Annotated in this window: 14 protein-coding genes and 2 pseudogenes; 8 read left to right on the top strand and 8 right to left on the bottom strand. The window is 47.3% G+C overall.

The features are described 5' to 3' along the window. Window positions 1-55: 55 nt before the first annotated feature. The 6 genes from OCV37_RS09325 to OCV37_RS09350 all read right to left on the bottom strand — a co-directional run bounded on the left by OCV37_RS09325 (window position 56) and on the right by OCV37_RS09350 (window position 7,361). Window positions 56-769, bottom strand: coding sequence for an FRG domain-containing protein (locus OCV37_RS09325; protein ID WP_038179464.1), 714 nt, complete (start codon window positions 767-769; stop codon window positions 56-58). A gap of 431 nt (window positions 770-1,200) precedes the next feature. Then, window positions 1,201-1,458 carry a bacteriocin immunity protein gene (locus OCV37_RS09330; protein ID WP_038179463.1) on the bottom strand — a complete coding sequence of 86 codons (258 nt, stop codon included), beginning with the start codon at window positions 1,456-1,458 and terminating at the stop codon, window positions 1,201-1,203. Next, on the bottom strand, window positions 1,459-3,021 hold the full coding sequence (locus tag OCV37_RS09335; RefSeq protein WP_051680420.1) for an S-type pyocin domain-containing protein: 1,563 nt from the start codon (window positions 3,019-3,021) through the stop codon (window positions 1,459-1,461). 678 nt (window positions 3,022-3,699) lie between these two features. Continuing rightward, entirely contained in the window at window positions 3,700-3,945 is a 246-nt protein-coding gene (locus OCV37_RS09340) for a bacteriocin immunity protein (protein ID WP_038179460.1), read from the bottom strand. 8 nt (window positions 3,946-3,953) lie between these two features. Next, window positions 3,954-5,540 (bottom strand): S-type pyocin domain-containing protein, encoded by a 1,587-nt coding sequence (locus OCV37_RS09345; protein WP_051680418.1) that lies wholly within the window; start codon window positions 5,538-5,540, stop codon window positions 3,954-3,956. Between the two features lie 915 nt (window positions 5,541-6,455). Further along, window positions 6,456-7,361, bottom strand: a complete 906-nt coding sequence (locus OCV37_RS09350) for a LysR family transcriptional regulator (RefSeq protein ID WP_038179626.1) — start codon at window positions 7,359-7,361, stop codon at window positions 6,456-6,458. Between the two features lie 131 nt (window positions 7,362-7,492). On the opposite strand from OCV37_RS09350, the gene OCV37_RS09355 reads away from it, so the two are divergent. Further along, window positions 7,493-7,975 (top strand): GNAT family N-acetyltransferase, encoded by a 483-nt coding sequence (locus OCV37_RS09355; RefSeq protein ID WP_038179456.1) that lies wholly within the window; start codon window positions 7,493-7,495, stop codon window positions 7,973-7,975. Between the two features lie 34 nt (window positions 7,976-8,009). On the opposite strand, the gene ppsR is transcribed toward OCV37_RS09355, so the two are convergent. Beyond that, window positions 8,010-8,843 (bottom strand): posphoenolpyruvate synthetase regulatory kinase/phosphorylase PpsR, encoded by an 834-nt coding sequence (gene ppsR, locus OCV37_RS09360; protein ID WP_038179454.1) that lies wholly within the window; start codon window positions 8,841-8,843, stop codon window positions 8,010-8,012. A 178-nt stretch (window positions 8,844-9,021) separates the two neighbouring features. Between ppsR and ppsA the strand changes: the two genes are divergently transcribed. Then, window positions 9,022-11,397, top strand: a complete 2,376-nt coding sequence (ppsA, locus tag OCV37_RS09365) for a phosphoenolpyruvate synthase (protein ID WP_038179452.1) — start codon at window positions 9,022-9,024, stop codon at window positions 11,395-11,397. Window positions 11,398-11,498: 101 nt separating this feature from the next. Here ppsA and OCV37_RS09370 read toward each other — a convergent pair. Then, a pseudogene (locus tag OCV37_RS09370) lies at window positions 11,499-12,299 on the bottom strand (aminotransferase-like domain-containing protein); the annotation flags it as partial. Between OCV37_RS09370 and OCV37_RS09375 the strand changes: the two are divergent. From OCV37_RS09375 to frdC, 6 genes and pseudogenes are all read left to right on the top strand, one after another. Further along, window positions 12,281-12,655, top strand: a pseudogene (locus OCV37_RS09375) (EamA family transporter); the annotation flags it as partial. The pseudogenes OCV37_RS09370 and OCV37_RS09375 sit on opposite strands and share 19 nt — an antisense overlap. Before the next feature lie 133 nt (window positions 12,656-12,788). After that, entirely contained in the window at window positions 12,789-14,420 is a 1,632-nt protein-coding gene (locus OCV37_RS09380) for a methyl-accepting chemotaxis protein (protein ID WP_038179450.1), read from the top strand. Window positions 14,421-14,809: 389 nt separating this feature from the next. Then, window positions 14,810-16,090: a 2-hydroxycarboxylate transporter family protein gene (locus OCV37_RS09385; protein WP_038179447.1), complete on the top strand. Its 1,281-nt coding sequence runs from the start codon at window positions 14,810-14,812 to the stop codon at window positions 16,088-16,090. A gap of 352 nt (window positions 16,091-16,442) precedes the next feature. Beyond that, window positions 16,443-18,245 (top strand): fumarate reductase (quinol) flavoprotein subunit, encoded by a 1,803-nt coding sequence (gene frdA, locus OCV37_RS09390; RefSeq protein ID WP_261888082.1) that lies wholly within the window; start codon window positions 16,443-16,445, stop codon window positions 18,243-18,245. 2 nt (window positions 18,246-18,247) lie between these two features. Then, a complete protein-coding gene (locus OCV37_RS09395; protein WP_038180694.1) occupies window positions 18,248-18,988 on the top strand; it encodes a succinate dehydrogenase/fumarate reductase iron-sulfur subunit in 741 nt (246 codons plus the stop codon). Between the two features lie 3 nt (window positions 18,989-18,991). Then, window positions 18,992-19,375: a fumarate reductase subunit FrdC gene (gene frdC / locus OCV37_RS09400; protein WP_261888083.1), complete on the top strand. Its 384-nt coding sequence runs from the start codon at window positions 18,992-18,994 to the stop codon at window positions 19,373-19,375. Window positions 19,376-19,379: the final 4 nt, after the last annotated feature.

The raw sequence follows: 19,379 nt of genomic DNA on the forward strand, positions 1-19,379 counted from the left end.
TAAAGCACAGGATGCCAAAACCAGAGCACAGCCAAGGTTTTGGCATCCTGTACCCTTACTTGTTAGCCGTTTCACCGGCAAGCTCTCGCATAAATTCATCGTGATTAGCCCAGTACCGGCGATTTTCTAATGTCCAGCACATATGTGCTGATAAACCGTCTAGATCCCCCATTAAGGTGAGCTTGTTAATACCATAATGGTTTAACTCAAATAGCATTTGCTTTTTGTAAGAGGCCTTAATAATATACTTTTCCAACTTATCCTTATCGCTGATGCCTTTAGTTAGATCTACTTCCGGTTCTGGATGCGTAGTAAAAAGGCCGCTTTGAAGACCAATTCTAGACGCAACCATATTGGGCTTATACTTGGCAATTTTTGAAAAATTACTTGGTTTTGCTTTATCAGGAATAATATTCCAGTGTGGCAGAAGACAATATATAACAGCATCTTTTTCATGCTCTGAAAGACATGCAAAAAAGGCAGCGACAAGTGGGTTATATGACCAGTCTAACAGTCTTGTAGGTAGACCATGATGTTGTGCAATAGCCATCCATTCCCAATCATTTTCGGGTTTGTTTGGTATATATTCAGATGCCTTCCTCTTCCAGCTTGCAAGATAATCTAAATCATCGCGCTCTGAATATGGCTCTCTTCCTGCCTTTGGTTTTACCGGCCAATTCGCGTCTGCTTGGCCACGAAACATCCACCTATTATCCTTTCTATACTTCGAAAAGATCTCATGGAAGTTAGAGAATGACTCGATGTCCATATTCTTCCTTAGAGCTAACAGTTCATTATACAAAACCACTCTATAAGAATACTTCTGTATAACTTACCACTATCCGATAAGGTGCTTTCCGTAATAGCATGGAAACACACAAAAATATCAGAGAAACAATCATTACCAAGTGGAAATTACACTACCGTACTGTCTAATACGCACACAAATAATTCACCTGCGCACATCTCGGATAAAAGCTATCTGTTCGCAAATAAGCACCTAAACACACTAAATAGCATTGGATAGGTTATAGAAAATCGCCAGAAAAAATTGACACCAATATGACATTTTTTGATGCAGGTAGGTTTTGTACAAAATTGCAGCGTTTTGATCATCAGGGAAAGTAATGCCGCTGAAACCGCTGAAAGCAATTGTGCGTCACATTTCGATGCCCAAGGCTGGAAATTTAAAAGACCGAATCAGTCCTTAAAGCATGGCAAACCTTGCGACAGCCGCCATTGTTTAACAATCTCAACAATACGCTCCGGTGTCGCATCTGCCGGATCATCTGGATAGTAAATTAGGTCTGAACCATCAGGGTGTTCTGTTATATCTTCAAAGTGATCGATTAAGGTATCCAGTTCACTTTCTGAAGAAGCATCAGCTTTGCAGATTTTCTGCAATAGCCGTAAAAATTCATCTTCAGAATATTCATTAATACTATTTTTCAAATTCACTTATTTGCCCTTATGTATATCTATATGATTCTTGGGGGTTGTGACACGAATATTATCAACATCATAGACTTTACCGCCATGCTGGATTTCCTCCACATGATGCAGTTCGAAAACTTTCCTACCACCAACCGTGTCTTTTTTCCTTGCACGAGGTGCATATCCTTTACTCATTCTCTCGACATTATTGTCTATAAATTGTGTTTTGAGTTCTGAATCTTTGGAGACTTCAATCCAGAACGCTTTCCGGAACCCATCAAAACTACTAAACTCACGACCTCTAAGCTGATCCGCAATTTGCGAAGGCACCGGAGAACCTAACTCTTTTCCGGCTGCTTCTAACCACTGGCCGATGATATCTTCACCGTTGCCGGTCACAACACCCGACTCGTTGCGAGGGCTTTCTTTATACACCACGTACAGCGGTGGTAATCCGGTCTCTGCCGGAAAAGTCAGAATATAGTCTTGCAGATCCGCATCAGCAATTGGGGTGATGTAGGTGTTATCAAATTCTTGGCCTTGCTCCGCTTGCGGATGGATCCAGATATCGAACTTTTCCATCTCAGGGATAGGATTAACCAGAATCGGTTTACCGCCAAAATCACCACTGATCGGCACCCATTCAATGGTGATATCCGGCTCTAACTCGACGATAAATTTATCACCGACCCGTTTTACTTCACGCTTAGGGATATCCGTCCCATTGACGTGATAGCCGTAAATTCGCCCTTCCGTATTGAATCCTAGGCGAATATTAGTTTCAACCGTGGTTTTATTACGCATATCAGCAGCGCTGTAGAGCGTACTGTCCGCTAATTTGTTCGGCACAAATGCAGCCAGAATGCCAGCTCGTCCGACGATTTTCAGCGCCAGTCCCGGTAATTCAGCCAATGCCGCACCACCAATACGCGTCAAAAAGGCTTCTTCAGAAACGGTACTGATCCCCTGCCCGACGGCCAGTGTATAAGCTGCATAATCCCCCAGCGCAGAAAGCAGCTCTCTTTGTGTACCGATATCACACGTACCGTTCGGCACCAGCGCAGATTTGGCGAAACGGGAGGGTTTGACGGGCGGTTTGTTAAATGCGTTCTGCCATGCGGATGAAGGTAGTGGGATTTTATCCAGCTCCCGTAACCGCTCCTGACGCTGCCTGACCAGCCGCTCTGCTAAAGTGAGTTTCACAGTTTTTCGTTCGACATAAGGCTCGGTATAAACAGAAGCATTCACGCTGCCGGAATAAGTTGAACCGATGCCATGATTGACCCATTCAACTCTGGCGGTATAAGCCTTGTTAGCCAGCAAGTCGAGATGAGACTCAACCGCAGGATTGACTCGCCAATATTGATTGCCCCATTCATCCCGATCCCGGATCAGCAACGGAACCGATGGCACATCCGTCAGCAATACCTGATGGCCGCTGCGAAGCTGTTCGAGAAAATCAGCAAAGCGCATTCCGGCAGGGATAACGGATTTCACATCTGACTCACGTAAGGAGGCAAAATCCCCTTCAACTTGAGCAAATTCATAACGCATCAGGTTATCGATTTGAGTGGTTTGGTAGTTCATTGACGTTGTTGGTTGAGCCGTGATTATTTTATCGATGGATGCTTATTGATAAAGTTATTTTCATATGAATTCACAATTATACTCAAATGGATTTATAAAACATGTTTAAATTTGGGGTTTTGATGGGGAGTAGTTATTTTTGGAATGGGGGTAACAGGGAGGCTCGGTTGAGGTAATTAAACTGTATTTTATTATGTGGAATGGTAATGCTGTGGTTTGGGACGCAATGACTTTCTCCGATCTCATTGCCATCTCCGAAAGCGCCCCAGTTCCTTTTGATGGATGTCAAAAGGAACCAAAAGCATCTTTTTGGGTTCAGCGCACGTAATCAGGGTCGCTTTTATTCGCTCCTGCTCACGAAAAGCTTAAAATTCATCCGTGAATTTTACCCTGAGATCATCGATCAAGTTGGCTTCGCCTTAAAGAGATTTCACACAATTCAAATCAACCACCCACCGAAGAAAACCATTCACGGAAGAATGGTTAGGCTTTTCCGGGCAGGACGCCCGTAAAGCCGGTTCTGAAAAGCGTGTGACCAAGCCCAACAAAAAAGATGTTCTGGTTACTCTTGCATCTCTGCAAGAGTAACTGGCGCACTGGGCACGAATGTCACTGAAACCGCAGAAAGAAATTGTGCGTCAAATTTGGGAGCCCAAAACTGGAAATGAAAAGACCGAATCAGTCCTTAAAGCATGGCAAGCCTTGCGACATCCGCCATTGTTTAACAATCTCAACAATACGCTCCGGTGTGGCATCTGCCGGATCATCTGGATAGTAAATCAGGTCTGAACCATCAGGGTGTTCTGTTAACTTACAAAACATCCTTACCATCTTTGTATGAGTTTCTTCATTTTCTGCTTTTACGGAAATGATATCCTGAACCAATTTCAGAAATTCACTTTCCGTATATTCTTCAATGCCCATTGTATAATTTATCTCTTGTTTGAATGGATTCGAATATGATTTTTTGGTGTTGTAATTGTCATATTATCAACATCATACACCGATCCACCATGCTGAATTTCTTCAACGTGGTGAATTTCATATTTCTCTCTACCACCGACTTGCTCTCTAAAACGAGGAAACGGAGCAAACCCGTTTCGAATCAGTTCTTGATTTCCTTCATTAAACTGTGATGAAAGAACTTCATCCCTACTTACAGCTTTCCAAAACGCTTTCCGGAACCCATCAAAACTACTAAACTCTCGGCCTCTAAGCTGATCCGCAATTTGCGACGGCACCGGCGAGCCTAACTCTTTTCCGGCTGCTTCTAACCACTGGCCGGTGATATCTTCACCGTTGCCGGTCACGACACCTGACTCGTTGCGAGCGCTTTCTTTATACACCACATACAGCGGTGGTAACCCAGTCTCTGCCGGAAAAGTCAGAATATAGTCTTGCAGATCTGCATCAGCAATTGGGGTGATGTAGGTGTTATCAAATTCTTGCCCTTGATCCGCTTGCGGATGGATCCAGATATCGAACTTTTCCATCTCCGGGATCGGATTAACCAGAATCGGTTTACCACCAAAATCACCGCTAATCGGCACCCATTCAATAGTGATATTCGGCTCTAACTCAACAGCAAACCGTTCACCAACCTGTTTTACTTCACGCTTGGGAATATTCGCCCCATTGACGTGATAACCGTAAATTCGCCCTTCCGTATTGAAACCCAAGCGAATATTGGTTTCAACCGTGTCTTTATTGCGCATATCGGCTGCACTGTAGAGCGTACTGTCCGCTAATTTGTTCGGCACAAATGCAGCCAGAATGCCTACTCGCCCGACGATTTTCAGCGCCATTCCCGGCAGCTCTGCCAATGCCGTACCACCAATACGCGTCAAAAAAGCTTCTTCAGAAACGGTACTGATCCCCTGCCCGACGGCCAGTGTATAAGCCGCATAATCCCCCAGCGCAGAAAGCGGCTCTCTTTGTGTACCGATGTCACACATACCGCTAGGCACCAATGCAGATTTGGCGAAACGGGAGGGCTTAACTGCCGACTTGTTAAATGCGTTTTGCCATGCGGATGAAGGCAGTGGGATTTTATCCAGCTCCCGTAACCGCTCCTGACGCTGCCTGACCAACCGCTCTTCTAGAGTGAGTTTCACAGTTTTTCTTTCAACATAAGGCTCGGTAGAAACAGAAGCGTTCACACTGCCGGAATAAGTTGAACCGATGCCATGATTGACCCATTCAACTCTGGCGGTATAAGCCTTGTTAGCCAGCAAATCGAGATGAGGCTCAACCGAAGGATTGACTCGCCAATATTGATTGCCCCATTCATCCCGATCCCGAATCAACAACGGAATCGATGGCACATCCGTCAGTAACACTTGATGACCGTAGTGAAGTTGTTCGAGAAAATCTACAAAGCGTATTCCGGCAGGGATAACGGATTTCACATCTGACTCACGTAAGGAGGCAAAATCTCCTTCAACTTGAGTAAATTCATACCTCATCAGGTTATCGATTTGAGTGGTTTGATAGTTCATTGACGTTGTTGGCTGGGCCATGATTATTTTATCGATGGATGCTTATTGACAAGATTGTTTTCATATGAATTCATAATTATACTCAAATGGATTTATAAAACATGTTTAAATTTGGGGTTTTGATGGGGAGTGGTTATTTTTGGAATCGGGGTAACAGGGAGGCTCGGTTGAGGTAATTAAACTGTATTTTAGTATGTGGAATGGTAATGCTGTGGTTTGGGACGCAATGACTTTCTTCGATCTCATTGCCATCTCCGACTGCGCCCCAGTTCCTTTTGATGGATGTCAAAAGGAACCAAAAGCATCTTTTTTGAGTTCAGCGCGCGTCATCAGGGACGCTTTTATTCGCTCCTGCTCACGAAAAGCTTAAAATTCATCCATGAATTTTACCCTGAGAGCATCGAGCAATTGAGCTTCGTTGATTTAATGTTTCATTATTCAAATCAACCACCCAACAAAGAAAATCATTCATGGAAGAATGATTAGGCTTTTCCGGGCAGGACGCCCGTAAAAGCCGGTTCTGGAACGCGTGTGACTCCGTCAAACAAAAAAGATTTTCTGGTTCGTCTTTCATCTCTGAAAGATGAACTGGCGCACTGAGTAACAATGTCTCTGAAATTGAGGAACGTAATTGTGCGTCAAACTGCAACGCCGGAGGCTGGAAAAGTAAAAGGGTAATGCTGAGTTTGGGACGCAATGACTTTCTCCGATCTCATTGCCATCTCCGACCTCGCCCCAGTTCCTTTTGATGGATGTCAAAAGGAACCAAAAGCATCTTTTTGGGTTCAGCGCACCTCATCAGGGTCGGATTGATTCGCATCCTGCTCAGGCAATCCTGAAAAATCATCCGTGATTTTTCACCCTGAGTTCAGTGACCAAATTGACTTTTTAAGAATGTTTCACGCCATCCAAATCAACCACTCCCGTCACCGTCATTCATGAACATTGATGAAAATCGCTGAACAACCGGACAAACCATGCGATTTTCGGATCATTATGACGGGTTTTATGCCAGTAAAGCGTCAGCTGATAATCCGGTACATCTAACGGCATAGGTGATAAACGCAGCGATAAGCTTTCAGCAATGGTCTCAGCATACCGGGACGGTGCGGCCAGCAAATAAGATGTCTGCTGCAAAAAATAAGGGGCAGCCAGAACACTGGCAGTCCGAATCGCAATTTGGCGCCTTTTTCTTTGCCGTGACAATGTAATATCAACAATTCCTCTGGATTCATTCCACGGTGTGACCAAAATATGTGGATACTGAAGAAACTGAGCCAGTGAAAGATGCTCAGCCACCGGATGACTCTGACACCGCACACTGACATAGTAGTCGCTCAGCCAGACCAAGCGATTCAGACTTTCTGATTCTTCCTGTTGATGGGCAAACCCACAGACCATATCGATAGCTGACGATTTTAGCGCTGCCTCCGGTAACCGTTCGGCCAACTGGATAAATTCAATGTGGATATGAGGAAACGACTCGCTCAGGTCAGTGATAAATTCCCGCAGACACCATGATGTATAATCCGTCACGGCGATCCGGAATATATGCGTATCCTCCGGTGTAAAAGGATGCGATGAGGCCAGCCCCTGCCCCAGTAATGCCAATCCCGGCAACACTTGTTCAGCTAACCGCTCAGAATAAGCGGTCGGTAACATACGATTTTCAATCCGGATGAACAGGTCATCCCCAAGCCGCTCTCGCAAACGTTGCAGGGCATGACTACACGCTGACTGAGTGATATTCAGTTCATCGGCACTGAGCGTTACCGAGCCCGTATGATATAAACTGGCGAACACCTTAAGTAAGTTCAAATCTAGATTAGGAAATTTACGCATGGGACTGTTTCTTGATGGATAACCATCTGTCATGAATACTGTTCATATGAAGCCTGAATAAAGTGCACTTCATTCATAATTCATTTGAGCATACACTGTCACTAACCTGAGTCAACTAAAGCAAGGAAATCATGACCATTCATATCAGACCTGCCACAATTTCAGACGCAGCGACCATTTTAGATTTTATCAATCAACTGGCGATTTATGAGAAGGAACCAAATGCGGTCGCCAATACAGTCGAAGCCATTGAACGCAAGTTATTCGGTGACGACGTTCGTGCCCATGCCCTGATTTGTGAAGCAGATAATCAGCCTATCGGTTTTGCCGTTTACTTCTTCAACTATTCGACTTGGCTGGGTCAATATGGCCTGTATCTGGAAGATTTATATGTCAGTGAAGCGCACCGGGGCCTCGGGGCCGGTAAAGCTTTGATGAAATATCTCGCTCGTCTGGCAGTCAGCAAAGATTGTGGCCGCTTTGAGTGGACCGTACTCGACTGGAATCAACCCTCTATCGACTTTTATCAAAGTATCGGGGCCGAGCCGCAGGATGAATGGATTATCTACCGGATGACCGGTCAGTCCCTGCTCGATTTTGCCGAACAGGGGTAAATGTCCCGACCTTCCCTTAGTCGCAATTGCTTGGCTAACACAAATGCCGTTTCAGGCCTGCTTTTTCGAGAATGCGGGCTGAAATTTCCTCAACCGACAGTGAGCTGGTATTGATATAAGGAATCGCCTCGCGGCGAAATAATGCTTCCACACTGGCCAGCTCATGCTCACATTGATGAACGCTGGCATATTCACTCCCCGCCAGACGATTCTGGCGAATGGCGGTTAAGCGTTCTGCATTAATCGTCAGGCCAAATAATTTATGTCGGTGAATCTCAAATGCCGGCAGGAGTTTGAGTGAACGCATGTCATCATGAATAAACGGATAATTGACCACCCGCAACCCAAACTGCATTGCCATATACAGACTGGTCGGCGTTTTCCCACTCCGGGAAACCCCGAGCAGCACAATATCTGCCTGTTCAATATCTTTCAGTGACATCCCGTCATCATGGGCCAGGGTATATTCGATCGCAGCAATCCGATCAAAATAAGTATCGGTGTTTTTACCGATGCTGCGTGAACGTTGCAGTTTTGGCTGCGGCTCCGTTTGGGTATCGGCCTGAACGCGCTGCACAATATTTTCCAGCACATCATAGCAATGAGCAGAAGCCTGCATCAGCTTGGCCCGGATTTCAGGCACCACAATCGAGAAGAAAACCAACGGCTGAACCCCGTGTCGCTGATAAGAAAACTCAATCTGTTTGATCAGATCCGTCAATTTTTCATCATTTTCAACAAACGGAAACGTCTGCTCATTGGCAATGAAGGGAAACTGGCCTAATACAGCATGTCCTAAGGTTTCACATGTAATCGCTGTACCATCAGAAACGTAGAATACGTCACGACTTTGACTATCAATTTGCATATTTTCTTTAAACTTTCAAATTATTTTGATTAGCATCATAGTCACACTATAAATAGAACGACAAACGGTATTCAACGACATACGCCACAGCTTTAAAAATATCTCCGATGTTTTTTAGCCGCCAATGTAAACGATTACCACTTTAGCCAATAACAAAGTCATACTTCTGGAGAAAGACATGCCCAAGAATACCCTCTGGTTCAACAGCCTATCCATGACCGACGTCGATAAGGTCGGCGGCAAAAATGCCTCACTCGGTGAAATGGTGTCCAACCTTGCCAATGCCGGATTCTCTGTGCCAAACGGCTTTGCAACCACCTCGTATGCATTTAACCAGTTTCTCGATTATGAGGGGTTAGATCACCGTATTCATCAATTACTTGATGCGCTCGACGTGGATGATGTCGATGCCTTACGCCAAACGGGTGCCACGATTCGCCAATGGATTTTACAAGCCCCCTTCCCTGCGGATTTAGAGCAAGATATTCGTGATAACTATGCGGAACTGACCGAAAACAACCCTGAAATTTCAGTGGCGGTTCGCTCATCTGCCACCGCAGAAGATTTACCCGATGCCTCTTTTGCCGGACAGCAAGAGACCTTCCTCAATGTCAAAGGGATTGATGCGGTGCTTGAAGCAACCAAGCATGTCTATGCGTCTTTGTTTAATGATCGTGCCATCTCATACCGGGTCCATCAGGGCTTCGATCACCGTGGTATTGCGCTGTCGGCCGGTATTCAACGGATGGTCCGCTCAGATCTAGCGTCTTCCGGCGTGATGTTTACCTTAGATACCGAATCAGGCTTTGACCAAGTGGTATTTATCACGTCCGCTTGGGGACTGGGTGAAATGGTTGTTCAGGGCGCAGTCAACCCGGATGAGTTTTATGTGCATAAACCGCTACTGGCAGCCGGTCAGACCGCGATTGTGAAAAAAACCTTCGGTTCAAAGCTGGTGAAGATGATTTACTCAGCGCGGCAAGAAATCGGCAAACAAGTCGAGATTATTGATACCGACGAACAAGAGCGTCAGCAGTTCTCTTTAAATGATGCAGAAATCCAAGCGCTGGCACAGCAGGCGCTGATTATTGAACAACATTATCAACGGCCGATGGATATTGAATGGGCCAAAGATGGTATTGACGGCAAACTGTATATTGTTCAAGCCCGCCCGGAAACGGTCTGCTCTCAGAATGAAACCCGTGTGATTGAACGCTTTCAGCTCAATGCCAAAGCCGATGTGTTACTGGAAGGCCGGGCCATCGGACAGCGAATCGGTTCAGGCACGGTCCGTCAGGTTGACTCACTCGATCAAATGTCACTGGTACAACCGGGAGATATTCTGGTCACGGATATGACCGACCCCGACTGGGAGCCGGTGATGAAAAAAGCGGCGGCAATTGTCACCAACCGGGGTGGCCGCACCTGCCATGCCGCGATTATCGCCCGAGAGCTGGGGATTCCGGCGATTGTCGGCTGCGGTACGGCGACCAGCGATCTGCAAGATGGTGCGCTGGTGACTGTCTCGTGTGCTGAAGGTGAAACCGGTTATGTTTACCGGGGCCAGCTCGATTTTGAAGTGCGCCGCTCTTCCGTCGATGAACTGCCCAATTTACCGACCAAAGTGATGATGAATGTCGGTAACCCGGACCGCGCTTTCGACTTTGCTCAGATTCCTAATGAAGGGGTTGGCTTGGCACGCCTTGAATTTATCATCAACAAGATGATTGGGATTCACCCGAAAGCCCTGCTTGAGTTCGATGCTCAGGAAGATGCCCTCAAGGCTGAAATTCGCCAACGGATCAAAGGCTATCGCGATCCGATTGATTTCTACGTCAGCAAACTCACGGAAGGGATCGCCACCATTGCGGCAGCCTTCTGGCCGAAACGGGTGATTGTACGGATGTCTGATTTTAAATCGAACGAGTACAGTAATCTGGTCGGCGGACGTCATTATGAGCCCCATGAAGAGAACCCGATGCTCGGTTTCCGGGGCGCTTCTCGCTATATTTCTCCGGCATTTGAAGACTGCTTTGCTCTCGAAACGCAGGCCATCAAACGGGTTCGTCAGGAGATGGGGCTGAAAAACGTCGAGATTATGATCCCATTTGTTCGCACCCCCGATGAAGCATCATCGGTGATTGACCTACTGGCAAAATTTGGGCTGAAACGGGGCGAGCAAGGGCTCAAAGTAATCATGATGTGTGAACTGCCATCCAATGCCGTTTTGGCGGATGACTTCTTGAAACACTTTGACGGTTTCTCGATCGGCTCGAATGATATGACCCAGTTGACACTGGGACTGGATCGGGATTCCGGGGATGTGGCGCATCTGTTTGACGAGCGCAACCCGGCGGTGAAAGCCATGCTGAAAATGGCCATTGATGCAGCCACTCAGGCCGGTAAATATGTCGGTATCTGCGGTCAGGGCCCTTCGGATCATGACGACTTGGCCGCATGGCTGATGCAACAGGGCATCAGTTCCGTATCTCTCAATCCGGATACGGTGATAGATACTTGGCTGAAATTGGGTCAAGTCGCTCAGTCCGACTAATTCGGAACGATTAAGTTATTTGATTCATCTCCGCAACGACACCGGGCACCCGTTTGGGTGCCCGAGACCTCGCTTCGCAACCTTGTCATCTCAGACCGCCGTCAATTGCCGTGACCGACACCACTCGATTGTCGGATCGCCTCGACTAAAAGATTTAACTCATCCGCCACATCCTGAGTAAGCTCAAAACCGATATTAATCCTGAAGCAATCATCGTAAAGCGAGAGTGTACTGAATAGCTGCCCCAAACGAATATCGATTTGATACGTTTCAATCAGTGCAGTGAACCGAGTGAGATTGAGATCCGGCACTTGGAGCCAGAGTACCATCCCGCCTTGAGGATGACTGATTTTCACCTGCTCGGGCAAGCGGGCCGATAAAAAACTGAGATAGGCTTGCCTGAAGTGAAGCAAGCGGCTCCGACGGCGTTTCACTTGTTTGGCATAATGCCCGGATTCAATAAAATCAGCCACCGCAAGCTGAATCGGCAGAGACACCCCAAAGAAAGCAGCCGTATACTGCTGCACATACGCTGCGGTAAACCGCCCGGGCAAACACCACCCCAGACGATAGCTTGGTGATAAGCTTTTCGAGATCGAACCACACCATAGAATGTATCCCCCCTGATCATAAGATTTCGCAGGTAAAGGCGTGTGTTCTGCGTAAGAGAGTTCCAGATAGACATCATCTTCGATCACCGGTATCTGATAATGGTTTGCCAGTGCCGCCAACCGTTGCTTTTGTGAAACTGACATGGTGATCCCTTGCGGGTTCATATGGGATGTACAAAAAATACCGGCTTTCACACTACCTTGGCGTAAATGCTGTTCCAGCTGGTCAAGATCGATCCCTTCGTCTAACGACGGGATTTCGACAATCTGACGCCCCATTTGTCCGAGTAAAGTTTGCCACGAGCATTTATGGCACCGATATTCTGTTGCATGCGATTGCAACATGGGACATCAACACAACGATTTCGGTTGTTTTTCAGGCCTACCCAACCACATTGTTTGGTTATTGGGTCTGGAGCCGGCTGCTGATTCGTTATCCGCTCAGTACCACCGCACCATTAACTTTACTGGTGCCCGTATTTGCCTTGATCTCCGGCTATTGGATGTATCATGAAGTGCTGAGTCTTGCACAGGTTGTTGCATGTGTGATGTTTTTAGTCGGCATTGGGTTCATCGTCAAACCGGCCGCACCTCAGAGAGCGTCACAACAAATACAACCGGCTGTCGGCTATCTCTTGAAAAAATAATCACCCTATACTATTCGTTATATTTGATATGAATATTATTAATAATAAATGATTCACCATATCAATCATCTGCGCCAGCCAGATATGGCTGTTGCAGATTTCGGATCGTAGGTTGGCTAAGGAGAGAAATAGGATGAGCCTATTTAGTATGGGAACAATCAGAGCGAGATATACGTTTAATTTTTCGTTACTCAGTATTGTATTTCTTGTGGTCGTGGTCGCGGCTTATCAACTGGTCAATTATATTCAGCACAGTACGGGACGATATTCTCAGGGCGCGAATCTGATCCAGAATGCAGACCGGGATCTCTATCAGTCGCGACTTGCCCTCTCTACTTTAATTTTTTCACCCGATAATTCACTGATTCAACCCCCGGTTCTCAAAAAAGAAGTCGTTGCCAATGCACAACAGGCACTGGAGCGGATGCAGGCATTTATTCAGATGACTCAAGATGAGCCAGAGATTGTCAGCTACCTTTCTCCTTTTCAAAATTATTATCAACAGTGGTCCAACGAATATGTCGCCATCTTAAAAGCATTAGACAGTCAACAACACGATTCCGCCGTCAAACTGTTCCTGACCCGTAATTTAGAGTCATTCAAAGCATTAAGAAGTTTATATGACGGCTCTGAAGAATTAATCACCAAATATGCCGCGCAAGAGAAACAGCAAATTGACCGGCACGCGGATCAATTTAAATTATTTGTTTCTGTTCTTTCCGTGATTGTCTTATTTTCGAGCCTGATGCTGGCTTGGTTTGCGCCGAAGAATATTTCCGGTGCGATCAAAAAAATCACCTCGGATATTCATCAGATCAGTCAGGGAGACGGGGATTTAACACGACGGATCAATAGTAAAAAAGTGGATGAAACCGGTGATTTGAGCCGTGAGCTGGACAGTTTTGTCGATAAGCTCGGTCAGATTATCCGCCATATCCGCAACGGTTGCGGCAGTATACAAGAGGAAATGAAGACCATCAGCCATGCCGCCGCAGAATCGTCCTCACTCAGCGATGAAGAGGATCAGGCCTTGGATTTGGTGGTCACTGCAATCGAGGAAATGAGTGCCGCAACCCGAGAGGTTGCTCAGAATGCCGCCGAAACCGCGACGCAGGTGGAGTTACTGTCGCAATTGGTCGATGAAGGTGAAGCATCGATTCTCAGCTCAACCGAGCGTTTACACGACTTAACTCACCAAATTGAACATGCCTCAGTCGTCATTGGCCGGTTATCGCACAGCTCCGAAAAGATTTCATCGGTCTTAGATGTCATTCTCAATATTTCGGAACAAACCAATCTACTGGCACTCAATGCTGCGATTGAAGCGGCGCGGGCCGGAGATCAAGGCCGGGGATTTGCGGTTGTAGCTGATGAAGTGAGAAATCTGGCCAGCAAAACGCAATTGTCCACGGAAGATATTCGTCAGATGATCAACGATCTCCAAAGTCAGGTGTCAGAAGCGGTCCACTCGATCAACACCAGTGTTGATATTGCCTCCAACACTGAAACACTCAATGCGCAGACCAAAAATCTGCTGGATACGGTCAAATCATCTTCCGATCAAATTCAAGGACTCAGTTTACAAACCGCCAGTGCCACCGATGAGCAGAGCCTCGTTGCCAATGAAATTAATACCAATTTAGCGAATCTGTCAGAGATGTCGAAACAGATCCGCAATACGTCAAACACGGTCAACAGTGCCGTGAAAGATGCGGTCAGGAGCATTGAGTCACTGGCGACACAAATTAAACGGTTTTCTGTATAAACCGGGGCCGGAAAGAGAAAAACCGGAACGCATCGCCCCGCACCATTGCAGAGATGCACCACACATTGTCACCGTATATCGATTTCCTGTGAGAGCGCGTCATCACCGCCTCTGACAGGAAGTGAGTGGTTCATGCCCCATGCCCCGTCCATCCTTCTCATCATCCATTCGGATCAGCACCGAATGACGTCGATGATTTGATCAAGATGCTCATTTTTTGCCCGGCAACCTTGTTCATACCGTGGCACCGCCTGTGAACAAAAGTTACAAAAGCACAAGATAGTTACATTAGCCATAAAATCAATCTTTCTTCCCCGCAGTGTTGATAGACTTCCTCCACAAAATCAAAAACACCACCCCTACAGAAACAGAAAAGGTGCAGGTCAGCTATGTTAACCAATACCCCTATTAGTCCTACAGATAAGCGCATGATTCATATTATTTTTGCGCTTGCCGCAGCCGTCATTTTACTCGCGACCGTCCAAAATAAAATGCCGACAGGCATTATCGGCGCAATCGGTGTCATGGCCGTCGTCGGATATATTTTGAATGTCATCGGCGATAAAACCCCCATTTTGAACCAGTTCTTCGGTGGCGGTGCGATTGCCATTATTTTTGGCTCGTCTTATCTGTTCCATAGTGATTTCATGCCGCAGCAGATTGCCGGCTCCATTACCACATTTATGAAAAGCGGTGGCTTCCTCTCCTTTTTTATCGCCAGTTTGGTCACCGGTTCAATTTTAGGTATGGACAGAGAAATTCTGAAAAAAGCCGCGCTCAAGTATATTCCGGTGATTTTTGGTGGGGTCATTTTTGCGTTTCTGTTCGCCGGACTTGTCGGTCTTATCGTCGGTGATGGCTTCTTCGATTCAATTATGTTGATTGCCCTGCCCATCATGGGGGGTGGTATGGGTGCCGGTGCAGTACCGCTGGTTGAGATTATGTCCGGTAACACCACCATGACGGCAGCAGAGCTGATGTCAAAAATGGTTCCGGCACTGGCGATTGGTAATGCGATGGCGATCGTGATCGCAGGCCTGCTGAATAAACTAGGCAACCTCTATCCGTCTCTGACCGGCAACGGGCAACTGATCCGGGGTTCACAACAACCAACTCTCGAAGACAGTGATGAAAAAGCGTCAATCGATACATTGGGTATCGGCGCACTGCTCGCCATTACCATGTTCTTTGTCGGCACGTTACTGACTGAGGTGATCAGTATGCATACCTACGCGCTGATGATCCTGTTCGTGGCACTGGTCAAAGTCACCGGGATGATCCCGCGTGAACTCGAGAAATCCGCACACGCATGGTACAAGTTTGTTGTCGATAACCTGACCCCTGCGTTGTTGGTCGGTATCGGAGTTGCCTATACCGATCTCAATCAAATTGTCGCTTCATTGAACGTTGAATACTTTCTGATGGTGTTTGCAACCGTGGTCGGTGCTGTGGTGGGTGCCGCGCTGGTTGGCCGGATGATGGGATTCTACGCCATTGAAGCGGCGATCACTGCGGGACTCTGTATGGCCAATATGGGTGGTACGGGTGATGTGGCTGTCTTGGCCGCCTCACGCCGCATGGAACTGATGCCATTTGCACAAATTTCATCCCGCATCGGTGGTGCTTTTATGCTGATTCTGGCCACCGTAATTTTAGGGTTATTAAAATAAGTCATTGAAATTATTCGTTAAAATAAACCATTAAAATAAAAGGATTAAAAGTTACAGCAACAGCAATGTCATGCAATATCCCCCGGATGGGTTGAACCGTCCGGGAAATAATAAAACGAAGATGAAACATAATTATTTGATAAGTGTCCGGAAGCCGCTCAGCACCGAGTCACGTTTCATTCTCAGACAAGACTAAAAAAGCAATACTGTCAGCCCAAGGAAAATAAGCATTCATTTCAATATAACAAGAATGCACCGGTATCCGACCCGCAAGGGTCGGTATACCACCTGTTCGATGTGGAAGGTACTTCGGTACTTTTGAATTGATTATTTTTACACTTGGAGGATAGCTGTGAAAACTTTAACCACAGATATCGCAATTATTGGTGCCGGGGGTGCGGGACTTCGTTCTGCCATTGCTGCCACCGAAGCAAATCCAGATCTGGAAATCGCCCTGATTTCTAAAGTCTATCCCATGCGTTCTCACTCAGTTGCTGCCGAAGGTGGTTCTGCTGCCGTCATCAAAGAAGAAGACAGTCTGGACAACCACTTTAATGATACCGTTGGCGGTGGGGACTGGTTGTGTGAGCAAGATGTCGTTGAATATTTTGTCGCCAATGCCACCCGCGAAATGATTCAGATGGAGCAATGGGGCTGCCCTTGGAGCCGGAAAGAAAATGGTGAAGTCAACGTTCGCCGTTTCGGTGGTATGAAAGTCGAGAGAACTTGGTTTGCCGCAGACAAAACCGGGTTTCACATGCTGCATACCCTGTTCCAAACCTCAATTAAATACCCCCAAATCAAACGCTTTGACGAATATTTCGTCGTTGACCTGTTAGTGGACGATGGTCAGGTACAAGGTCTGATCGCGATCCATATGGCGGAAGGCGAACTGGTCGCTATTAAAGCAAAATCCGTTGTGCTCGCGACCGGTGGTGCCGGCCGGGTTTATCATTGCAATACCAATGGCGGCATTGTTACCGGTGACGGGATGGCGATGGCCTATCGTCACGGTGTACCGCTGCGCGATATGGAATTCGTCCAGTATCACCCGACCGGGCTGCCCGGAACCGGGATCCTGATGACCGAAGGGTGTCGGGGTGAAGGCGGGATTATCGTTAATAAAAACGGCTACCGTTATCTGCAAGATTATGGCATGGGCCCGGAAACACCGGTCGGTCAGCCGAAAAACAAATATATGGAACTCGGCCCGCGTGACAAAGTCTCTCAGGCTTTCTGGCACGAGCAACAAAAAGGGAACACCATCAAGCACCCACTCGGCGATGTCGTCCATCTGGATCTGCGTCATCTGGGTGAGGAATATCTGCATGAACGTCTGCCCTTTATCTGCGAGCTGGCTAAAGCTTACGTTAATGTCGATCCGGTCAAAGAGCCGATCCCGATCCGTCCGACGGTGCATTACACCATGGGCGGGATTGAAACGAACGGTCAGTGTGAAACCCGTATCCAAGGCTTATTTGCTGTCGGGGAATGCTCATCCGTCGGACTGCACGGTGCCAACCGTCTCGGCTCTAACTCACTGGCTGAATTAGTGGTATTCGGTCGTGTTGCCGGTGAACATGCGGCTAAACGCGTTGAAACATTCAAAGGCTGGAACGATAAAGCCATCGAAGCACAGGTCAAATCCGTTGAACAACACATTCAGTCTCTGATGGATCAGGAAGGCGATGAAAACTGGGCCGATATCCGGACTGAAATGGGCAATGCCATGGAAGCGGGCTGCGGGATCTACCGTCAGGCCGATTTGATGCAACAGACGGTTGATAAACTGGCTGAGCTGAAAGCACGCTACAAAAAAATCAGTATCAAAGACAAAGGCAAAGTCTTTAACACCGACTTACTGTACGCGATTGAAATCGGCCATAGTCTGGAAGTTGCCGAAGCCATGGTGCACTCCGCCATTCTCCGCAAGGAATCTCGGGGCGCGCATCAGCGTCTCGATGAAGGTTGTACCGAGCGTGACGATGTGAACTTCCTCAAACACTCACTGGCCTTCTATCAAAAAGATGCTGCGCCCCGGATTGACTACAGTGATGTCACCATCACCAAGTCACAACCGAAAGCTCGTCTTTACGGTGCCGCTGCTGAGCAAGCCGCTGCAGAAGAAGCCAAACAGCGCGCAGAGGAGAATTAATCATGGTCACCCAACGTATGCAAAAAGTGGATATTCTGCGTTATGACCCGGAAAAAGATGCGGAACCTTACTTACAGTCTTTCGAGGTCCCTTTCAATGAAACCATGTCGATCCTCGACACGATTTCATATGTGAAAGATCATCTGGATAAGAATCTCTCCTATCGCTGGTCCTGCCGGATGGCGATCTGCGGCTCTTGTGGTGTGATGGTCAATGGCGTGCCGAAACTCGCCTGTAAAAGCTTCCTGCGCGACTACCCGGACGGTGTGAAAATCGAACCGCTGGCCAATTTCCCGATTGAGAAAGATTTAATTGTCGACATGACGCCGTTTATCGAGCGTCTCGAAGCGATTAAGCCTTACATCATCGGTAATGACCGCAAACCGGAAGACGGTACCAACCTGCAAACCCCGGCCCAGATGGCAAAATACAAACAGTTTGCCGGCTGTATCAACTGTGGGTTGTGCTACGCCGCTTGTCCGCAATTCGGGTTGAATCCTGAGTTTATCGGTCCGGCTGCGCTGACTCTGGCTCATCGCTATAATCTCGACAGCCGTGACCATGGTCAGGCCGAGCGGATGACACTGCTCAATGGTGAAAACGGGGTCTGGGGTTGTACCTTTGTCGGCTACTGCTCTGAAGTGTGTCCGAAGCATGTTGATCCGGCCGCGGCGGTGAACCAGGGGAAAGTGGCATCGTCGATGGACTTTGTCATTGCCATGTTAAAACCTCAGGAGGCATAAGAGATGAGTCATCGTAAACCCTATGTAAGGGAAGTCAAACGGACGTGGTGGAAAAGCAATCCGTTCTATCGCTTCTATATGATCCGTGAGGCGACGGTTCTGCCTTTAATCGTGTTTACCCTCTTCCTCACGGTCGGTCTGGGATGTCTGGTTAAAGGACCGGAAGCATGGCAGTCATGGCTGAACTTTATGGCGAACCCGTTGGTCATTGTCATCAATCTGATTGCGCTGGCCGGGAGTCTGTTTCATGCCTATACCTTCTTCGGCATGATGCCACAGGTGGTACCGATGCGTCTGAAAGGCAAGCTTATCGATAAGAAAATCGTGGTGCTGAGCCAATGGGTCGCTGTTGCCGTTATTTCTATTTTCGTGCTCATCATTGTTTAAGGAG

The organism is Vibrio rhizosphaerae (assembly GCF_024347095.1).
Taxonomy (GTDB): Bacteria; Pseudomonadota; Gammaproteobacteria; order Enterobacterales; family Vibrionaceae; genus Vibrio; species Vibrio rhizosphaerae.